Origin of the sequence: Acinetobacter tibetensis (assembly GCF_023824315.1) — a bacterium.
GTDB classification, from domain to species: Bacteria; Pseudomonadota; Gammaproteobacteria; order Pseudomonadales; family Moraxellaceae; genus Acinetobacter; species Acinetobacter tibetensis.
In genome coordinates this window covers 438,868-456,281 of record NZ_CP098732.1, presented here as the reverse complement: position 1 = coordinate 456,281, position 17,414 = coordinate 438,868, and the positions used below count along the sequence as shown (strand labels likewise).

The window sequence follows — 17,414 nt, the reverse complement described above, 5'->3', positions numbered from 1 at the left end:
ATATTTATGAGCTATACTCTAGGCAATTTTGAATTGTAATTAGGTGATTTGTGGAACGTTGGTTGGAATTTATGGGGAATCACCCCTTCTTATTTGGAACACTTGGGGCATTAGTGGTGTTGTTCTTCGTTTTAGAAGGTCAGCGCAACGGTCGCAAAATCTCTCCACAATCTTTAGGTATTTTAGTGAAAGCGAAAAATGCCATGTTGATTGATTTACGTGATGCAAAAGACTTCCGTGAAGGTCATATCAGTGGCAGCCGTAACATTCCCTACAGCCAAATTACAAGCCATGTTGAAGAGTTAAAAGCTGCGGAGCGTCCATTGGTGTTTATTTGTAACCTTGGTCAAATCGCAGGTACCGCTTTGCAACAAGTTGGTCATGTGGATAGCTATCGTTTAGACGGTGGTATTAGCAACTGGAAAGCGCAAGGCTTACCTTTGGTAAAAGCAAAATAATGGCTTAAGGAGACTCTAATGGCTGAAGTAACGATTTATTCTACAACTGTATGTCCTTACTGCGTTCGTGCGAAACAACTTCTTGAGCGCAAAGGTGTTGAATATAAAGAAATTAATTTATCCAATGAAGCGCCTGAAGTACGTGTAGAACTCATGCAACGCACGAACCACCGTACTGTTCCACAAATTTTTATTGGTGACCAATTTATTGGTGGGTTTGACCAGCTTTATGCTTTAGAGCGTGATGGTAAACTTGACGGATTATTGGCTTAACCATAAAGCATAGTTCAAATTTATATTAAGGATTTAAGAATGAGCGAAGAACAACAAGTTCAACCACAATTGGCACTCGAACGTATTTATACTAAAGACATTTCTTTCGAAGTTCCTGGCGCACAAGTCTTCACAAAAGAATGGCAGCCAGAACTCAATATCAACCTTTCTTCTTCTGCAGAAAAGATTGATCCAACCCATTTCGAAGTGTCTTTAAAAGTTGTTGTTCAAGCAAATAATGCGGGTGAGACAGCATTTATCGTTGATGTGACTCAAGCAGGTATCTTCCTGATTGATGCAGTTGAAGAAGAGCGTCTTCCATATATTTTAGGTGCATACTGCCCGAACATTTTGTTCCCATTCTTGCGTGAAGCAGTGAACGATATGGTTACCAAAGGCAGCTTCCCTCAATTGCTGTTAACGCCAATCAACTTTGATGCTGAGTTCGAAGCAAATATGCAACGCGCTCAAACAGCTATGGCTGAAGGTCAAGCATAATTCTAGACCTTTGCATTGCAAAATCATGGATTCAAAAAAGGCTGAATAGATTATATTCAGCCTTTTTTATTGCGCTTCATTCATCATTCTGAAGGTTAGATTTACCCTCACATCAAGCACCTTCTTGGTCGGAGGTAACCGATGCAACCAGTAGCTTTGGGTTTCATCTTTCATGACCAGTAAACTACCATGTGCCAGTACTAACTCCACTTTTTCTTGGGTCTGCTTATGCTTAAAAGCAAATTTTCGCTCTGCCCCCAAACTTAAAGAAGCAATTGCAGCATACTGTTTCAGTTCTCGTTCAGCATCGCTATGCCATGCCATCCCTTCTTCCCCTGAATGATATAAGTTTAATAAGCAGGCATTAAACTTCTCACCCGTTTTGGCTTCGACTAAGGCTTTCAATGCCAATAGTTCAGGCGTCCACGGCAACGCTTGTTTGGTGGTTTTAGAATAGGTATAAGAAAAAGCCTGATCGGCATACCAAGCCACTTTACGCTTAGTCATAATCGTCTTGCCAAAAATCACCGCCAGATCATTTTGCCAAGCGATACTCTCTAATAGTCGCTGTAAATAATGATCTGCCAAAACACTATCCATAATTTGACCGTAGTAATGCACACAGCCCTGATAAGGCAATAAATTCTGCTCAGAATCAAACTCGACGGGAAATAGTGACATTTAAAGCTCTTCTGAATGGGCATGAATTTGGGCACTTTCCCAACCGATCATCGCCGTCTTGCGGGTTGTTCCCCAATGATAATTACCGAGTACACCTGACGCTTGAATGACCCGATGACACGGAATTAAGAAAGCCACAGGATTATGTGCCACCGCACTCCCCACCGCACGTGCTGCTTTGGGTTGATCCATTTGTAATGCCACATCACGGTAACTCGCCAGTTGTCCCGCAGGAATTTTGAGCAAACTTTCCCAGACTTTTAATTGAAAGGCTGAACCTTTTAAATGCAGTTTTATGTGCTGTATGGAGTTGGGTTGCATCGTCAATACAGCCATAGCGCGTTGCTGCATTTCATCCCTCTGCTCAACATATTCAGCATGAGGAAACTTGGCACGTAATTCATTCAGGGCTTGCTCCTCCTGTTCAACAAAAGACAACGCACAAATCCCCTTATCTGTGGAAGCCACCAAAATGCGTCCAAATAATGTTTCAGCGAAACTATAAAAAATCTTTAATCCAGCTCCACCCTGTTTATATTCAGCAGGGGTCATGCCTTCAATTTGAATAAATAAATCATGTAAACGACTACCACTGGATAATCCTGTGTCATAGGTCGCATCTAAAAGTGAATGAGATACTGTTGAGGTTAAAATCGACTTGGCATGTTCCACACTGATGTATTGCAGAAATTTCTTAGGACTGGTGCCAGCCCATTCGCTGAATAAGCGCTGAAAATATGCAGGACTTAAATGTACATGTGCTGCTATATCTTCTAGCGTCGGCTGATGCTGAAAATGTCGCTGAATATATTCAATGGCTTGCGCCACACGCTGATAATGCTGTTGTGAGGACATACTTATTCATCCTTGCAGATTTCCTTTTCACTTTAGCAATTCTTGCTGTGGCTGAAAATCCAAATCATGCTCAATCCTAATAGCGACCCTAATGTATCAGACATAAAAAAACTGCACCGATGAAGGTACAGTTTTAGCAGTGAATAGACGCGCTGATTCTAAATCAACATCAGTGGTGCATATAAGCCTTATGCCCTTGATCACGTAACTCACCAATTTTTTTCCCTTGCTTTTTCGCTTCGTCTAACTTGCCTGCTTGTGCCAATGCTTTGGTTTTGTCAATTTCTACAATAATCTGGTCAAACAAAGCCGTCGAACTTGGTGTTTTTTCAGCCATATGTGCAGTCAATTTATATTGCTTGGCATGTACTGCGGCACCACGCATATTGTTCAAGGCACTTGTTGCAGCTTGTGGGGTTGAAGCTTGGTTGAAGGCTTTATAATTTTTCCCAAGGGTTTTCATATCATCGTCTAAACTTGCCGCCATTACGGTATTGCTTAATAGCAAAGATGACAACATTACAACGGTGGCTAACGTTTTTTTAATCATGAGGATGTCCTATCAAAAACTGTGGCTATGGTTTATTTATCTTGGGCAAATAGACAGAATTACATATCCTGTACTGCGGTTTGCATTGCCTGTTTAGCATACATAAAAAATGCAACGAATTCGTTGCATTTTGATAAAAATTTCACACAGTTATTTGGCTTTATGATGCTGTAAAGCATCGTGCATGGCTTCTACCAACTGTTGCGCAATCTCTTGTTTTGAGGCTTTCTCTAAGTCGCGCTTATCCATATGGTATTGATTGGCAAAAAACACGGTCATGGCATTTTCATCCGATGCAAAACCAATATCTGCACGTGACACATCATTACAAGCAATCATATCCAGCTTTTTAGCGACTAACTTGCCTGCTGCATATTCTTCCACATTACGCGTTTCTGCGGCAAAACCCACCATGAATGGGCGCTTTTGTTGCTGCGCGATGGTCGCCACAATATCTGGATTCTTGACTAAAGCGACATTCAGCTCATCGCCTGATTTTTTAATTTTATGCTCTGCCACTTCAGCAACGCGATAATCGGCTACCGCAGCCGTAGCGATGAAAATATCACAACCTTCTTCCAACATTTGCATGCTGGTATTCAACATTTGAATCGCAGAGGATACATTAATACGGCGTACCCCATTTGGAGTATCTAAGCTGACAGGACCTGCAATTAAGGTCACTTTCGCCCCAGCCGCATAACAGGCAGCCGCCAATGCAAAGCCCATTTTTCCTGTACTGTGATTAGAAATATAACGCACAGGGTCTATTGCTTCACGGGTTGGACCCGCAGTAATCACCACATGTTTACTCGCCAATAGACCAAATTTTTCAGCGATTGCACGTTGTGCTTTATGGAAGTATTGCGTGACTTGATAAGCCAAATCTTCTGGCTCAGGCATACGGCCTAAACCCACATCACCACACGCTTGTGAACCCGCTTCTGGCATAATGACATGCACACCATCTTCAATCAGCGTATTTAAATTACGCTGTGTGGCTTTGGCTGCCCACATCTGCTGATTCATGGCAGGTGCAACCCAAACTGGTGCTTTGGTCGCAAGATATAAAGTACTGAGCAAATCATCTGCCAAACCTGCCGCAAACTTGGCTAAGGTATCGCAGCTAGCAGGTGCCACCAACAATAAGTCTGCCCAACGGGCCAATTCGATATGCCCCATACCTGCCTCGGCTTCTGGATCGAGTAATTCGGTATGCACAGGATTACCAGACAGTGCCTGAAAGGTCAGCGGCGTAATAAAGGCCTGCGCACCATGCGTCATCACCACACGGACATTAAATCCCTGATCTTTAAGTCGACGAACGAGGATGGCGCTTTTATAGGCTGCAATTCCGCCTGTAACAGCCAAAATGATGTTTTTATTTGGAATTACACTTAAATCAAAGCTCACAAACAGTATACCTTTCTGTTGCAGTGGCGCTCACAATAGCATTAAATATCCGCATACCCAAGTGATTGACTGGGTTAAAACTTGATAATAAACATGAAAAAGCTCAACAAAAATGAATCTATCGATCAAACATTGGCCCGAACAAGAGCGTCCACGTGAACGCTTATTACAACAAGGGGCGGGTAGCCTTTCAGATGCCGAATTATTGGCCATTTTTCTGCGCTCTGGCTCCAAACAACATTCAGCCGTTGAATTAGCCCGACTGCTGATTCAGCATTTTGGTGGACTAGCCCCTATTCTGAATGCTGAACTCCCCCAACTCAGTCAATTTCATGGCATTGGTGCCACTAAATATTCACAACTGATGGCTGTGAAAGAACTGGGACGACGCTATGTGGCTCAGCAATTACAACAACACAGTTTAGAAATTCAAAACTCCTCACAATTACTTGACTATCTACGCTTTGAACTTTTGGGAGAAACGCAGGAAGTGTTTGCCGTTCTGTGCCTAGACAGTCAACTGCGCAAACTGCATTTTAAAAAACTCTTCTTTGGTTCACTGAATAGTTGTACGGTCTCTTTGAATCAATTACTGCGTTACGCCTTGCAACAGCAAGCCAGCTCTATTGTCATTGCACATAATCATCCTTTAGGACATGCCCTGCCTTCGGCGGCAGATATTGCCTTAACCCAACAAATTACACAGGCTTGTAAACTACTTGAAATACAATTATTGGATCATTGTGTCATCGCTGCGACAGGCAGTTTTTCGTTTGCTGAGCAGGGCTTGATCAAGTCCACTTAAAGCTTTTCAAGCAATATTGACAAAACCTAAACGACAGATGAAGATCAACCCAAAATAAATGATGAAAACCACCACATGATTGTGCGAGAACAACCCGACGTCTTTAAACTATTATTTTCATGGCGCGGTACAATCCTTCCGAAAGTTTTACCACCCTTAGGCGTGGTCATGCTCATTTCTACCATCGTGGGTGGCGTATCCCACATGGGATATTTTCATTTTCCTGAACTCCCCTTGGTTGGCTTCACCTTAATTGGCGTTGTACTGTCTATTTTCCTCGGGTTTAAAAATAGCGCTTGTTATGACCGCTGGTGGGAAGCACGTAAACTTTGGGGCATGTTGATTGCCAATGCGCGCCACTTTGACCGTAACTGTCGTATTCTTACGCAGGCACGGCGCGAGCGAGTCATTCAGCATGTGATTGTATTTGCCAATGTATTGCGTGACCGACTACGTCATCAAACGGAAAACCCAACCGAACTTACTGAAACCACAGGTTTAAGCCCGCAAGCTTTGGCGCAACTGTATCAACAGGTCAATGCTCCGCAATACACCCTCAGTCTCATTCAATGGGAACTGATGCAAGCCTTAAAAGAAGGTGAGATTTCCGACATTATTTATGCGCAAATGAATGAACATGTGGCGGAAATGAGTTTGGTACAAACAGGCTGTGACCGAATTGCCACAACGCCATTACCTTTTGCCTATTCTGTATTGCTGAACCGTACTGTGTACTTCTTCTGTTTCATGCTACCGTTTAGTTTGGGCGCAACGTTAGGACTGGCTACCCCTTTACTGGTCGGGATCTTGGCTTATACCTTTTTGGGTTTAGATGCCTTAAGTTCAGAAATTGAAGAACCATTTGGTACCCAAAGTAATGATTTACCGTTAGATGCAATGGTACGTACCATTGAAATTGAATTACTCGGCACCTTGGGTAAGCCAACTCCACCACCCATTCAAGCACAGGATAATAATCTGTTATAAAGCCAACAATTCAAAATTAGACGTCATCTCTCTAGAACAAAAAAGATTAGATTAAACAAATATTTAAAAATCAAGATCAGGAGTCAGGCTGTGATTAAACTTTTAGGACGAACAGATTCTATCAATGTCAGAAAAGTACTCTGGTTATGTGATGAACTAGATTTAGCTTATCAGCGTGAAGATTGGGGCCGTGGCTTTCGCTCCCCGAAAGAACAAGCATTTTTGCAATTAAATCCGAATGCCACAATTCCTGTACTCATCGATGAGGAGCTGACGCTATGGCAATCTAATTCGATTATTCGTTACTTGGCCAATGCTTATGGTGGTTCAGCACTTTATCCAACAGAGCCAAAAACACGTGCACTTATTGATCAATGGATTGACTGGCAAGGGATTGAACTCAATAACAGTTGGGTCTACGCCCTAATGCACCTTATTCGAAACTCCCCCGAGCACCAAGACTTGAAGGAAGTTGAAAAAAGTATTCAAGCATGGAACAGCATGATGCTGATTTTAGAAAACCAACTCGCAAACACTCAGGCGTATGTCGCGGGTCAGCAGTTTTCATTGGCAGATATTCCGATTGGGCTTTCTGTACAGCGTTGGTATTTAACACCATTTGAGAAACCTGACTGTCCAAATGTAAAACGCTATTACGACCGTCTCAGTCAAAGAGAGGCTTATTTAAAATGGGGCAATAATGGTCAAAACTAATTCAGCATGTTTGCTTATTCATTAAAACATGGGCATTACTGAAACTGCTCCCAAATCCCGACTTGTTCTGCTTTCATGACAGGAACACGTCCTAGTTGAATCCACGGCATATTTTCACCATGGAAATCACTGCCCACAGACACTTTTAAACCCTGTTCCGCAATCATACGATCCACCATTTGACGCGTCGCAGGTGGATCAATGTGCGGTGGCAATTCCACGGCATCCCCACCTGACTGCGCAAACAATTCGATTAAATAACGGACATTGGTTGCCGATAAATCATATCGGGTTGGATGTGCCAAAACTGCAAAGCCACTGCTGGCATGAATCGCTTGAATGGTTTCTGCAAGTCCCAATCCATCAAACTTTACATAAGCCTTCTTGCCTTCTTTAATATATTTATCAAAAGCTTGTTGTACACGACTTACAATCCCCTTTTCCACCAAGGTTTTCGCAATATGGGTACGCGTAACTCGATCTGCTTCACCCTCGACTTTGGCCAGTACATCTGCGTAAATATCCTGACCAATCAAAGGCGTTAGCAAACTACAAATCTGCGCACCACGTTCAGCTCGAATCTGTTTTTGCTGTTCCAAGACCGCCAATAAAGGCTCAGGATGCTGCATATTCAGTGCAACAATATGTACGCCATAACTTTTCTGAGTGGCTGGACGTGACCATTGACTGGAAATTTCCACCCCAGAGATTAATTTCATACCATAAGCATGTGCAGTTTGTTCTGCCAATGCTAAACCATCCATCGTATCGTGATCGGTCAACGCCAGCGTATGAATACCTTTTTCATGTGCGGCATGGACCAGTTGCTCTGGTGACAAAGTTCCATCAGAAATATTACTATGTGTATGTAAATCTACGCCAAGCATCACTTATACTATGCCATTTATTTAAACAGATTCAGATACTCTAACATGAAAGCACTTTTAGACTTTGTGCCACTCATTATTTTCTTTTATTTATATAAGACTGTAGATCCGAAAGATACCGAGCACCCTTTACTGCAATTGATCGGTTCTGCCGGTGGTGTAGACAATAATAATATTTTAGTGGCAACAACTGGCTTAATTCTTTCTATGCTGGTGGTTTATGGTGCATTGTTCATCATGCAAAAATTCCGTTTAGATAAACAACAGTGGATTGTGTTGTTTATGACGGTCATTTTTGGTGGCATTACCCTCATACTTAGTGATGACTTCTATATTCGTCTCAAGGCAGCTCTGTTAAATATAGTTTTCGCAGGTGCTTTCCTGCTCTCTCCATATTTTAGTAAAGACCGTAGCCCGCTCATCAAACGCTTATTTGCACCCATTTTTAATTTGGGTGAAGTTGGCTGGAAAAGACTCAATTATGCTTGGGCAGCCATGTTTGCTGTCATGTCTGGCTTACATGTCTTTTTTGCTTTCTTATTTATGAATGGAAAATATTGGGGCGAATTTACCGCTTTTGGTGACATGTTGGTGATGTTTTCCTTTATCATTATCCAGTTTATTGTTTTACGTAAACATTTTAAGTCTACCGAAAATTAATCTTCGTTTCGCTCGCAGAGAATCATCATGCCATTATTTGTTGTGACTTGTACTGATCAAGACGGTACAGTAGAAAAACGCCTTGCGGTACGTCCTCAACATCTCGCACGTTTAGAGCAATTAGATGCTGAAGGTCGCTTAATTGTTGCAGGTGCGATGCCTAAAGATCCGAGCAATCCACAAGCAGGTTTTTACGGCAGCACCATCATTGTTGATTTTGACAGCCGTGAAGCACTCGATGTTTGGCTACAAGATGAGCCTTTCTTAAAAGAAGGTGTCTATGCTCAAATTGAAGTTAAACCTTTTAACAAAGCGTTTCCTAAAGGATAAAGTTCATGCGCGCTGTTGTTCCTAGTTTACTGGGTCTTTCTTTATTGTGTTCTTCGGCTTGGGCGGTAGAACCTGCAACAACTTCTCCAGCTCCTGCTCTAGCCCCTGCTGCCCCTACTGCAACAGCACCGACAGCGCCACATACCCTTTCTGCGGATAAACCACGCGTGATTCCGGCAGTAGCAACTGTGAATCCAAATGGACAACCGCAAGAGGTTCAACCCCTTACGGCGGAACAAATTGCCAAAAATAAAGCCTTACAAGATTTAAAAATCAAAGCTTTGGTCAAAGATCAATCCGTACGCCTACAACAATTGGAAAAAGCCAATTTAGATGCATTGGCACAAAATCAAGAATTACAATTAAAAAATGATAGTTTAGGTGTTCAAGTTCAAGTGCTACAAAGTGAACGTAGTGCCCAGATGTTTATTTATGGTGCGGTCACACTAGCAGTTGGTGTACTACTGGGTTTCTTAATTGCCAGTTATGCACAATCTAAACGCCGCCGCCAATGGTAATTTTCTACGCTTCAATATAAAGGTTGCTGCTTGTGTCACATGCAATACAAACGGCCGATCTCGATTGGCATCTCGTTGATGGCATCGAGGTGCCCGTTTCTAAACAATTTGGCGATGTTTATTTTTCTAAAGACAATGGTTTATTAGAAACACGCCATGTCTTTTTACATGGCAACGATCTCAATCTCCGTTTGGCAAACCTAAGCGACTACCAATATTTTTCTGTCGGCGAAACTGGTTTTGGTACGGGTCTAAATATTTTGGCGCTGTGGCAAATGTGGCAACAATGTCGCCCCGATAACCATAGCCATTTACATGCCATAAGTGTGGAAAAATTTCCACTGACCAAAGCCGATTTGATTCGTGCCTTAAATGCTTGGCCTGAACTCAAGCCGTTGGCCGATCAACTGATTCAACAATATCCTTTACCACTTGCGGGTTGTCATCGCCTGAGTTTTCCTGAAGAACGCTTTAGCCTTGATCTCTGGCTTGGCGATGCGCATGATGTTTTCCCACAAATGGAAAAACTTCATCCCGTCAATGCGTGGTTCTTAGATGGTTTCGCTCCGTCCTGTAATCCAGATATGTGGCAAGAACAGGTGTTGAATCATATCGTGAGACTGTCCGACTACGGAACGACTTTTGCCTCATTTAGCGTTGCAGGGGTATTAAAACGTGGACTAAAACAGCATGGTATTCAGATCACTCGTCCACGTGGCTTTGGCCATAAACGGGAAATGCTCAAAGCCTGTTGGTTAAAACCAGAATCCACATCAGAAGATAATGCAGCTCATGCAACAGCACTCAATTCTGTTGACGTGATGTCCCCAAAGCAACGTCACATCGCCATTATCGGTGCTGGCATTGCAGGTTTAAGTTGTGCTTGGGCCTTTGCTCAACGTGGACATCAAGTCACCCTATATGATCAAAGTGCGCCATTGGCAGGCGGCTCTGGGAATCCTTTGGCGTTACTCAATCCTAAATTGTGCCCAATTGAGCAAAGCCATGAACACTTGATGACCTTGGCATGGCAACATGCACTGCGCCACTATGCCCAATTTCAGGCATTTCGCCCGATTCAAGTCAATCAGATGGCATTAAAAAATGCGGAAGATTTATTGGGCTTAGCCGCTGAATATCCAGAACAAGTGCTGAACACCTCAGCAGCACAAGACAGTGCCATTGCAACAGAGTTTCCGAGCTTAAATCTGCTGCAAGCAGGGGTAGTTTCTCCACATGCACTACGCGATCAGATTCTGCAACATCCTCTCATTCAGTTTCAGCAAGCCACCATCAAGAGCTTTATTTCTAAGCAAACTGTAGAAGTCGTTAATACTCAAGATCAGTGTCTGGGTGATTTTGATCATGTGATTGTGTGCTGCGCGCGCGACAGCCAAGCTTTTTTTGAACATTATCCCCTCCTCAAACCGATTCGTGGTCAGGTCAGTTGGATTCAAAATCAAACTCAACCTTTAGCTGCCGATCAAGCCTATAGCTATGGTGGCTATTGTATGCAACTCGATGCTGAACATTTAATTCTTGGGGCATCCTTTTATCCTAATCGGGATGATTGTGAAGTTCTCGCAGAAGACCATGTGCATAACTTTAATCTTATCCACAATGTGTTTCCAAGTTATGCACATTCCTTGCCTCCAACCTCAACTTGGCAAGGTCGCGCTTCCGTCCGCGCACAGACCAATGACTATTTCCCTGTACTGGGTCGCTTGGATCAAACCAAAGAAATTTATAGCTTGGCGGGGTTAGGTTCTAAAGGCTTTTTATTTGCACCATTATGTAGTGAATTACTGGTCGCACAGATTTTATCTGAAACTAGCCCAGTTCCTAGCAGCCTGATCCGCAAATTAGATATCAAACGTTTTGTAAAAAAGCAGAAAGTGAAGAAAGCTTATTATCAAGCTACGAATACAGTGCCATCTCAAGCTCAGTAAGCAGATGCGTCATGCTCTGTTGTTTTCTTTATGCCATAAAAAAGCGCCATAAGGCGCTTTTCTGAATCAGGCTCCTTGTTCTAAAGGTAAGCCCGCATCACGTGCCGCTCGGGTACCTCCCATCAGCACAACATACTCACGTGAATCATCTAAACCATCAAGAAGTTCAGCCGCACGTGGCGCCTTACTTCCGCCACCACATAAAATGTAAATGGTCTGATCCGCAGACACCTGAGTCAAACAATCTGCTGACAAGCCTGTAATTGGCTGATTTACCGCACCTTTAACATGGGCTTCAGCATAAGCACTTGCATCACGGACATCCCAGATAATCGCATCCTCTGGGAACTCAAATGTTGTAATTTCTTGTTTACGGATCATTGCGCACTCCTTTGATGTAAACAACACTTGGCAAATGAAGAAAACATCCCTAGCATCTCAGATATTCTTTCCCTTTGTAAAGGTCTATTCCATGCCATCTTTCGATATTGTTTCAGAATTAGAGATTTTTGAAGTAAATCATGCAGTTCAGAACACGCAAAAAGAAATTGCGACGCGTTTTGACTTCCGCGGACAAGATGTTTCTATTGAACTGAATGAAAAGTCTAAAGAAATTAAAATTAGTACCGAAAGTGATTTCCAATGTGAGCAAGTTTATAACATGCTGGAAAACCATTTTTATAAACGCAAAGTCGATGTGCAAGCTCTAGATCCACAAAAGGCCACAGCTTCAGGTAAAAATGTGATTCAAGTGATCAAACTGAAAGATGGTCTTGACTCTGATACTGCAAAAAAAATTAATAAAGCCATTAAAGAAAGCGGCATTAAAGCGCAATCTTCAATTCAAGGCGACAAAATTCGCGTGACTGATAAAAAGCGCGATACTTTACAGCAAGTCATGAATTTCTTGCGTGAACAACAATTTGGGCTTCCATTGCAATTTAATAATTTTAAAGACTAATGTGAAGCTATCCACCTAAGCTCTAAAGGTATGATATGACACAAAGTAATCGTTTATCCAAACTGGTCAAAGCTACAACGAAATTCCCACAGGGGATTCGAAGTACCCTTTGGAGCAAAGCCTTTGGTCGTATTGTACCAATGGTAGGCACAGCCAAGATTCGTTATCTGGAAGTCGATCAACACCATGTGGTGGTGCGTATAGAAAATCAACGCAATATGCAAAACCACATTAAAGGCGTACATGCAGCAGCCATGGCGTTGTTGGCAGAAACTGCCACAGGTTTTTTAACAGGCCTGCATGTACCAGATCATCGAATTTTGCTGATTAAAACCCTACATGTCGATTATTTAAAAGTCGCTCAAGGCGGGCTTACAGCCACCGCAAGCTTAAGCCCAGAACAGCAAAAGTTGATTGCTGAACAGGAAAAAGGTGAATTGCTGATTCCCGTAACGGTCATTGATGATACTGGCAATGAACCGATTCAATGCCAAATGCTGTGGGCTTGGTTACCTAAGCGCAAGTCGGCTTAAAATAGAGGTATAAAAAAAACCAGCAATGTGCTGGTTTTTTTATTTAAGCTTAGGCAGATTGAGTGTTCATAAACTTCTGCTTCACGTCTTCAGGAATTTGACGTTTATTGCCTTTTACATCCACAGCCACAAAAGTGAATACGCCTTCTGTGACACGTTTCGCTTCACGAGAACTGTCATGGCTGTCCCAGACTTCAATTTGCATTTGAATTGAAGTATTGCCGACTTTTAAAATTTTGGTATAACAACTAATCACATCGCCAACTTTGACTGGCACCAGAAAAGTCATTTGATTAATTGAAATTGTCGCACAGCGCCCTTTACTAAAGCGTTCTGCGTGGATTGCTCCCGCCAAGTCCATTTGTGACACAATCCAGCCACCAAATACATCGCCACTCCAGTTAGTATCTGCTGGCATCGCAATGGTTTGAAGAGATAAAGTCCCTTCTGGTTTCACATGAATATCTGACACGTTCTCTCCAAGCCTATTGTGCTTTGACTAGGCATTAGACATTTAAATGTTGATCCAGCCACTGTTGTAGTTCACTCGATCTAAGCGCACCACTTATTCTAGCAATTTCATTGGTTTTATTCATCAACACCAGTGTTGGAATACTGCGCACATGAAAAGCACTACTTAGACGAGGGGACTCTTCAGTATTAATCTTGGCAAAAATCACACGAGGGTTCTGTTTTGCCACGGCTGAGAAATGAGGAGCCATCATTTTACACGGTCCGCACCACTCTGCCCATAAATCAATCAAAATAGGTAAATCACTGTGTGTGATAAACTGACTAAAATTTTGTTCGTTCAAATCAATAGGAGCTAAGGGAATCAAAGGTTGATGGCACTGACCACAGCTAGGCTGCGCTTCTATTTTTTCTTCAGGGACACGATTTTTCGCTAAACAAGAGGGGCATACAATAATCATGAGCTGACTCCAATGTGTTGGTGTAAGAATTCTAATTGGGTCGAAATGGCTTTTTCAAACCATGGATGATGATAAATATCGAAATGTTTCATCTCCCATTCATAATATTGTACGAATGGTGCGATATTGGTGGCTGCTTCACGACTGGAAGCGATTGGAAATAAACTGTCTTCTTTGGCCGCAATAAATAATACTGGAATATTGATTTTACGGACTTCCTGAATTGGGCGATAACGGATCAACTTGAAAAAGACCCGAGCTGGAATTTTACCACTCCAGAAGTAGTCAGGATGAACAATCGACATATAACCTGGATAACTATCTTCTGTCGGCATAAAGCTGAGATCATCTGGACTCACAACAGACAAGGTTTTAGAGACCATCCCCACTTTGGCCCCCATATAATCCTGACTGGAAATTTTTAATGCTTTGGATAATTGAGGAAGAGGATAGAGTTTGGCAAGTTCACTGCCATCAACCATCGGAACTTGAACCATCACCGCTTGAATATTTTTCAGCTCGCTGGCCAAACTTAAAACATAGCCGCCACTGAGTGCCGTTCCCCACAAAATAATCCGTCGTGAATCAATCGACTTTCGTTCCTGAAGATGCGCAATCATCGTTCGCCAGTCTTCTAACTGTGAACTGATGGAGACTAATTCACGTGGTCGCCCCGTACTGCCGCCCCAGTAGCGATAATCAAATAACACCACCGCATAACCCGCTTGTGCAAATTGTTTTGCATATTGCACCAGTTTAAACTGGCGTAACCCTGCCAAGCCATGTGCCATCAATATAACAGCAGGTTTGTGTTCCATTCTTGGCCGATAAAAATCTGCTGCAAGGACTTCCTGACCACTTTTGACATATAAAGGCTCGACCGTGTAAGCGTGCATACGCGCTCCAGTACGTTATTTTATGGTTGTAATCATTTATAAAAATTTCAACAGATTCAACTGTCGAATCTGCTTAATGCTATCATAAAGCATATATTATTTAATTGGATGATGGAGTGACACAATGAGCGAAAATGTAGGCTTCGCAGGTCAAATTGGCCCTGAGCATGTAGAACAAGTTGTCGAAAAAGGATTCAAATCTATTATCAACAACCGCCCAGACATGGAAGGTGGACCAGAGCAACCCACTAGTGCTCAAATTGAAGAAGCAGCGCGTGTTGCAGGACTCGACTATGTCTATCAACCCGTGGTTGCTGGTCAAATTACCGAACTTGATGTGCGTACTTTTGCCAATCATTTTAATGAACTCCCAAAACCCGTTTTAATGTTTTGTCGTACGGGCAATCGTTCAAACAATCTATATCAACTGGCAAAACAAATGGATTTGCTGGATGATTAAGCAACTCTTTACTGCATGCATTTTGTGTAGTGTTTTGATGAATAGTGCATCTCTTTTCGCTCAGAAAACTCAAACACCTCGAGCACTGAGCGAAAACCTGACCGTCTCTGGTCAGCTTGATGACAAAACGTTTCAACTACTGTTAAAACAGGGGTTTAAGTCTGTTATTGTGAATCGACCTGATCAGGAAATGGGAAACAATATTTCCGTCAGTCAGTTACGGAATATTGCGGAGCAATCGCATGTAAGTGTCATTTACCAACCTATTGAAAATGGTAAAATTACGCAAACAGATATCATTGAATTTTCAAAGTATTATCACGAACTTCCAAAACCGATTTTGATGATTTGTAAGAGTGGCTATCGCTCTAGCGAATTATTTAATGAAGCACGTAAGCAAGGCTTATTACATGAATAAATTATTGATCGTTGTACTCTGTGCTTTAGCCCTACCCGCTTGTAGCTCGATGAATGTGCGTCCTACTGTTGGTGTGAGTGTTGGAACTTCAATTTAAATTTTCGCCCAAATAAAAAACAGCGCCGAAGCGCTGTTTTTTTATTCTGATAGATTATAAGCCATCATTACAATTTATTGAGGTTCCATATGGGCTGATTAAGTTTGGAGCAATACCATTTTCAACATCAACATCACTAATCAAATAACCCAAACCAAGACTGGTTGAACCACTAATTGCTTTACCACTTACAATTGAATCTGCTAACAACTGAATATTTAAATAGCCTGCATAAATTTTTGGATATTGAATCTTAAGATCAAATCGACCGTTTGAATCAGTTGTATATTTATTATTTGTTGCAGGTACTCCCTCAGCATTAATAAATGATACAACTTGAACAGAAGTTCCTGATTTAACTGGTGCCAACTGATCTATCTCTTTCCCACCGCTATTTACTTTTACTGTTGGTGAAACACATTGTGTAATCAATGCTGGCAAATATTTATCCACATTACCATCTGGAGGTGTATCAGTATCAAAGAAGTCATAATAGCCTTTATTGTATGTTAAAGCATTGACTCCCATTGTGACGTCTTGATTAGAAATTGGTTTTCCATCAACATCTGTCACTTGAACTGAGATATTTTTATAATAATATACGCCTGATGCAGAATCTTCAATTTTAGTAGGATTATATGATACTGAAATAGCCCCCACAGGTGTCGGAACCGTAGAATTCACTATGTCTAATTTGTAAGTGTAAACTTGTGTAGATTGACCAAAATTAGCCTCCAATACTAAATCATCCGCTACGAATTGCGTAGACGTATACGTAGAAGCTCGTTGAGACTCAGCAAATGATAATGTATAACTAATTTGGCCATTTACATCAGTTTGAGATGCATTTGGAGTGAATCTCACCCCATTTAGCGCTGAATTTTTAACCTTTAATGAAATAGCCTGATTTGCTAAAGTTGCACCATTGGCATCTACTGCTGTTAAGGTAATAGTCGTCTGATCACCGCGAACATTTAGTGTTGTTTTAGTTGCATCAAATAAAACAATACTTGTTGTATCTGCCCCATTATCTGTATCAGCGCCTGTTACAGTGACAGTTTGTTCTTGACTTAAAGCGCCATTATTTGCCTTTGCTATGATTTTAAAACCATTTTTGATTAAGTCAGTAAGTGAAGAAGAGGTCGCAGGCGTAGTAAGTACATATACCACATTTCCTGATTGATCAGTCGTCTGTTTTGCAATGCTCGTATTACTTACATTATTCGTAGAATCTACAATTGCCAGAGTAACTTCCGCATTCGCAACTCCTCCTTTATTTTCATCTAAAGCACGAACCGTAACAGTTAGCTGACCATTTGTAGCGGCCATCGATAATTTATCTAATTCAATTTTTAAAGCAGTTACAGAACTAGCTGTTGTAGTCCCACCTCCAGTACTACCTCCATTCGAAGTCCCTCCTGAATTATTATTTTCAAAATACCCATCACTTCCCCCTCCACCACAACTTGCCAGCAAAACACAAAGCGTAATAGTAGATAGTTTTAACCCAAGCTGTTTATTATTCATCAAAATTCCCCG

24 protein-coding genes are annotated in these 17,414 nt (G+C 41.9%); 14 read left to right on the top strand and 10 right to left on the bottom strand.

What is annotated here, in order from left to right; translation table 11 throughout:
• Positions 1 to 50: 50 nt before the first annotated feature.
• The 3 genes from M5E07_RS02260 to secB are packed head-to-tail and all read left to right on the top strand — an operon-like array spanning position 51 to position 1,229.
• Positions 51 to 458, top strand: coding sequence for a rhodanese-like domain-containing protein (locus M5E07_RS02260; RefSeq protein WP_116760503.1), 408 nt, complete (start codon positions 51 to 53; stop codon positions 456 to 458).
• 18 nt (positions 459 to 476) lie between these two features.
• Positions 477 to 731, top strand: coding sequence for a glutaredoxin 3 (gene grxC / locus M5E07_RS02255; RefSeq protein WP_016166234.1), 255 nt, complete (start codon positions 477 to 479; stop codon positions 729 to 731).
• A 39-nt stretch (positions 732 to 770) separates the two neighbouring features.
• On the top strand, positions 771 to 1,229 hold the full coding sequence (gene secB, locus M5E07_RS02250) for a protein-export chaperone SecB (RefSeq protein WP_116760505.1): 459 nt from the start codon (positions 771 to 773) through the stop codon (positions 1,227 to 1,229).
• Positions 1,230 to 1,295: 66 nt separating this feature from the next.
• Here secB and M5E07_RS02245 read toward each other — a convergent pair whose 3' ends face one another.
• From M5E07_RS02245 to coaBC, 4 genes are all read right to left on the bottom strand, one after another.
• Entirely contained in the window at positions 1,296 to 1,910 is a 615-nt protein-coding gene (locus M5E07_RS02245; protein ID WP_252221478.1) for an alpha-ketoglutarate-dependent dioxygenase AlkB family protein, read from the bottom strand.
• Complete coding sequence (locus M5E07_RS02240) at positions 1,911 to 2,765, bottom strand: bifunctional transcriptional activator/DNA repair enzyme AdaA (RefSeq protein ID WP_252221476.1); 855 nt, start codon at positions 2,763 to 2,765, stop codon at positions 1,911 to 1,913.
• A 169-nt stretch (positions 2,766 to 2,934) separates the two neighbouring features.
• On the bottom strand, positions 2,935 to 3,315 hold the full coding sequence (locus tag M5E07_RS02235) for a cytochrome b562 (protein WP_116760511.1): 381 nt from the start codon (positions 3,313 to 3,315) through the stop codon (positions 2,935 to 2,937).
• Positions 3,316 to 3,465: 150 nt separating this feature from the next.
• Positions 3,466 to 4,728, bottom strand: a complete 1,263-nt coding sequence (gene coaBC / locus M5E07_RS02230) for a bifunctional phosphopantothenoylcysteine decarboxylase/phosphopantothenate--cysteine ligase CoaBC (protein WP_116760513.1) — start codon at positions 4,726 to 4,728, stop codon at positions 3,466 to 3,468.
• Between the two features lie 112 nt (positions 4,729 to 4,840).
• Here coaBC and radC point away from each other — a divergent pair, with 112 nt between their 5' ends.
• The 3 genes from radC (at position 4,841) to M5E07_RS02215 (ending at position 7,234) form a co-directional block, all read left to right on the top strand.
• Positions 4,841 to 5,533: a RadC family protein gene (radC, locus tag M5E07_RS02225; RefSeq protein WP_116760515.1), complete on the top strand. Its 693-nt coding sequence runs from the start codon at positions 4,841 to 4,843 to the stop codon at positions 5,531 to 5,533.
• Positions 5,534 to 5,608: 75 nt separating this feature from the next.
• Positions 5,609 to 6,520 carry a bestrophin family protein gene (locus tag M5E07_RS02220; RefSeq protein WP_252221474.1) on the top strand — a complete coding sequence of 304 codons (912 nt, stop codon included), beginning with the start codon at positions 5,609 to 5,611 and terminating at the stop codon, positions 6,518 to 6,520.
• A gap of 90 nt (positions 6,521 to 6,610) precedes the next feature.
• The gene (locus M5E07_RS02215) at positions 6,611 to 7,234 is read left to right on the top strand and encodes a glutathione S-transferase family protein (RefSeq protein ID WP_252221472.1); all 624 of its coding nucleotides are present in this window, start codon (positions 6,611 to 6,613) and stop codon (positions 7,232 to 7,234) included.
• 35 nt (positions 7,235 to 7,269) lie between these two features.
• Here the strand turns inward: M5E07_RS02215 and M5E07_RS02210 are convergent, their stop codons facing one another.
• Entirely contained in the window at positions 7,270 to 8,121 is an 852-nt protein-coding gene (locus M5E07_RS02210; protein WP_252221470.1) for a PHP domain-containing protein, read from the bottom strand.
• 45 nt (positions 8,122 to 8,166) lie between these two features.
• Here M5E07_RS02210 and M5E07_RS02205 point away from each other — a divergent pair, with 45 nt between their 5' ends.
• From M5E07_RS02205 to mnmC, 4 genes are read left to right on the top strand one after another with little or no spacing between them, the layout of a single operon-like run.
• Positions 8,167 to 8,781: a septation protein IspZ gene (locus tag M5E07_RS02205; protein WP_252221468.1), complete on the top strand. Its 615-nt coding sequence runs from the start codon at positions 8,167 to 8,169 to the stop codon at positions 8,779 to 8,781.
• A gap of 27 nt (positions 8,782 to 8,808) precedes the next feature.
• The gene (locus tag M5E07_RS02200) at positions 8,809 to 9,111 is read left to right on the top strand and encodes a YciI family protein (RefSeq protein ID WP_116760523.1); all 303 of its coding nucleotides are present in this window, start codon (positions 8,809 to 8,811) and stop codon (positions 9,109 to 9,111) included.
• 5 nt (positions 9,112 to 9,116) lie between these two features.
• Entirely contained in the window at positions 9,117 to 9,629 is a 513-nt protein-coding gene (locus M5E07_RS02195; protein ID WP_252221465.1) for an SH3 domain-containing protein, read from the top strand.
• Between the two features lie 32 nt (positions 9,630 to 9,661).
• The gene (gene mnmC / locus M5E07_RS02190) at positions 9,662 to 11,578 is read left to right on the top strand and encodes a bifunctional tRNA (5-methylaminomethyl-2-thiouridine)(34)-methyltransferase MnmC2/FAD-dependent 5-carboxymethylaminomethyl-2-thiouridine(34) oxidoreductase MnmC1 (protein ID WP_252221463.1); all 1,917 of its coding nucleotides are present in this window, start codon (positions 9,662 to 9,664) and stop codon (positions 11,576 to 11,578) included.
• A gap of 66 nt (positions 11,579 to 11,644) precedes the next feature.
• Here the strand turns inward: mnmC and M5E07_RS02185 are convergent, their stop codons facing one another.
• Entirely contained in the window at positions 11,645 to 11,959 is a 315-nt protein-coding gene (locus tag M5E07_RS02185; protein ID WP_116760529.1) for a rhodanese-like domain-containing protein, read from the bottom strand.
• 91 nt (positions 11,960 to 12,050) lie between these two features.
• Between M5E07_RS02185 and M5E07_RS02180 the strand changes: the two genes are divergently transcribed.
• Together M5E07_RS02180 and M5E07_RS02175 are read left to right on the top strand one after the other, a co-directional pair.
• Positions 12,051 to 12,539 carry a YajQ family cyclic di-GMP-binding protein gene (locus tag M5E07_RS02180; RefSeq protein WP_116760531.1) on the top strand — a complete coding sequence of 163 codons (489 nt, stop codon included), beginning with the start codon at positions 12,051 to 12,053 and terminating at the stop codon, positions 12,537 to 12,539.
• A gap of 35 nt (positions 12,540 to 12,574) precedes the next feature.
• Positions 12,575 to 13,072 carry a DUF4442 domain-containing protein gene (locus M5E07_RS02175; RefSeq protein WP_252221460.1) on the top strand — a complete coding sequence of 166 codons (498 nt, stop codon included), beginning with the start codon at positions 12,575 to 12,577 and terminating at the stop codon, positions 13,070 to 13,072.
• 49 nt (positions 13,073 to 13,121) lie between these two features.
• On the opposite strand, the gene M5E07_RS02170 is transcribed toward M5E07_RS02175, so the two are convergent.
• The 3 genes from M5E07_RS02170 to M5E07_RS02160 form a co-directional block, all read right to left on the bottom strand.
• The gene (locus M5E07_RS02170; protein WP_434087803.1) at positions 13,122 to 13,490 is read right to left on the bottom strand and encodes an acyl-CoA thioesterase; all 369 of its coding nucleotides are present in this window, start codon (positions 13,488 to 13,490) and stop codon (positions 13,122 to 13,124) included.
• An 88-nt stretch (positions 13,491 to 13,578) separates the two neighbouring features.
• On the bottom strand, positions 13,579 to 14,004 hold the full coding sequence (gene trxC, locus M5E07_RS02165; protein WP_116760538.1) for a thioredoxin TrxC: 426 nt from the start codon (positions 14,002 to 14,004) through the stop codon (positions 13,579 to 13,581).
• Positions 14,001 to 14,900 carry an alpha/beta hydrolase gene (locus M5E07_RS02160; RefSeq protein ID WP_252221456.1) on the bottom strand — a complete coding sequence of 300 codons (900 nt, stop codon included), beginning with the start codon at positions 14,898 to 14,900 and terminating at the stop codon, positions 14,001 to 14,003. Before M5E07_RS02160 ends, trxC begins: the two co-directional genes overlap by 4 nt.
• 124 nt (positions 14,901 to 15,024) lie before the next feature.
• On the opposite strand from M5E07_RS02160, the gene M5E07_RS02155 reads away from it, so the two are divergent.
• A complete protein-coding gene (locus M5E07_RS02155; protein ID WP_016166254.1) occupies positions 15,025 to 15,360 on the top strand; it encodes a protein tyrosine phosphatase family protein in 336 nt (111 codons plus the stop codon).
• The gene (locus M5E07_RS02150; RefSeq protein ID WP_116760544.1) at positions 15,353 to 15,778 is read left to right on the top strand and encodes a protein tyrosine phosphatase family protein; all 426 of its coding nucleotides are present in this window, start codon (positions 15,353 to 15,355) and stop codon (positions 15,776 to 15,778) included. Before M5E07_RS02155 ends, M5E07_RS02150 begins: the two co-directional genes overlap by 8 nt.
• Positions 15,779 to 15,929: 151 nt before the next feature.
• On the opposite strand, the gene M5E07_RS02145 is transcribed toward M5E07_RS02150, so the two are convergent.
• Entirely contained in the window at positions 15,930 to 17,402 is a 1,473-nt protein-coding gene (locus M5E07_RS02145) for an Ig-like domain-containing protein (protein ID WP_252221452.1), read from the bottom strand.
• Positions 17,403 to 17,414 lie beyond the last annotated feature (12 nt).

Bases quoted from the DNA above. Each gene is read 5' to 3' on its own strand.
- grxC (WP_016166234.1), top strand. From the start codon at position 477: ATGGCTGAAGTAACGATTTATTCTACAACTGTATGTCCTTACTGCGTT.
- secB (WP_116760505.1), top strand. From the start codon at position 771: ATGAGCGAAGAACAACAAGTTCAACCACAATTGGCACTCGAACGTATT.
- M5E07_RS02245 (WP_252221478.1), bottom strand. From the start codon at position 1,910: ATGTCACTATTTCCCGTCGAGTTTGATTCTGAGCAGAATTTATTGCCT.
- M5E07_RS02240 (WP_252221476.1), bottom strand. From the start codon at position 2,765: ATGTCCTCACAACAGCATTATCAGCGTGTGGCGCAAGCCATTGAATAT.
- M5E07_RS02235 (WP_116760511.1), bottom strand. From the start codon at position 3,315: ATGATTAAAAAAACGTTAGCCACCGTTGTAATGTTGTCATCTTTGCTA.
- radC (WP_116760515.1), top strand. From the start codon at position 4,841: ATGAATCTATCGATCAAACATTGGCCCGAACAAGAGCGTCCACGTGAA.
- M5E07_RS02220 (WP_252221474.1), top strand. From the start codon at position 5,609: ATGATTGTGCGAGAACAACCCGACGTCTTTAAACTATTATTTTCATGG.
- M5E07_RS02210 (WP_252221470.1), bottom strand. From the start codon at position 8,121: ATGCTTGGCGTAGATTTACATACACATAGTAATATTTCTGATGGAACT.
- M5E07_RS02205 (WP_252221468.1), top strand. From the start codon at position 8,167: ATGAAAGCACTTTTAGACTTTGTGCCACTCATTATTTTCTTTTATTTA.
- M5E07_RS02200 (WP_116760523.1), top strand. From the start codon at position 8,809: ATGCCATTATTTGTTGTGACTTGTACTGATCAAGACGGTACAGTAGAA.
- M5E07_RS02195 (WP_252221465.1), top strand. From the start codon at position 9,117: ATGCGCGCTGTTGTTCCTAGTTTACTGGGTCTTTCTTTATTGTGTTCT.
- M5E07_RS02185 (WP_116760529.1), bottom strand. From the start codon at position 11,959: ATGATCCGTAAACAAGAAATTACAACATTTGAGTTCCCAGAGGATGCG.
- M5E07_RS02180 (WP_116760531.1), top strand. From the start codon at position 12,051: ATGCCATCTTTCGATATTGTTTCAGAATTAGAGATTTTTGAAGTAAAT.
- M5E07_RS02175 (WP_252221460.1), top strand. From the start codon at position 12,575: ATGACACAAAGTAATCGTTTATCCAAACTGGTCAAAGCTACAACGAAA.
- M5E07_RS02170 (WP_434087803.1), bottom strand. From the start codon at position 13,490: ATGCCAGCAGATACTAACTGGAGTGGCGATGTATTTGGTGGCTGGATT.
- trxC (WP_116760538.1), bottom strand. From the start codon at position 14,004: ATGATTATTGTATGCCCCTCTTGTTTAGCGAAAAATCGTGTCCCTGAA.
- M5E07_RS02160 (WP_252221456.1), bottom strand. From the start codon at position 14,900: ATGCACGCTTACACGGTCGAGCCTTTATATGTCAAAAGTGGTCAGGAA.
- M5E07_RS02155 (WP_016166254.1), top strand. From the start codon at position 15,025: ATGAGCGAAAATGTAGGCTTCGCAGGTCAAATTGGCCCTGAGCATGTA.
- M5E07_RS02150 (WP_116760544.1), top strand. From the start codon at position 15,353: ATGATTAAGCAACTCTTTACTGCATGCATTTTGTGTAGTGTTTTGATG.
- M5E07_RS02145 (WP_252221452.1), bottom strand. From the start codon at position 17,402: ATGAATAATAAACAGCTTGGGTTAAAACTATCTACTATTACGCTTTGT.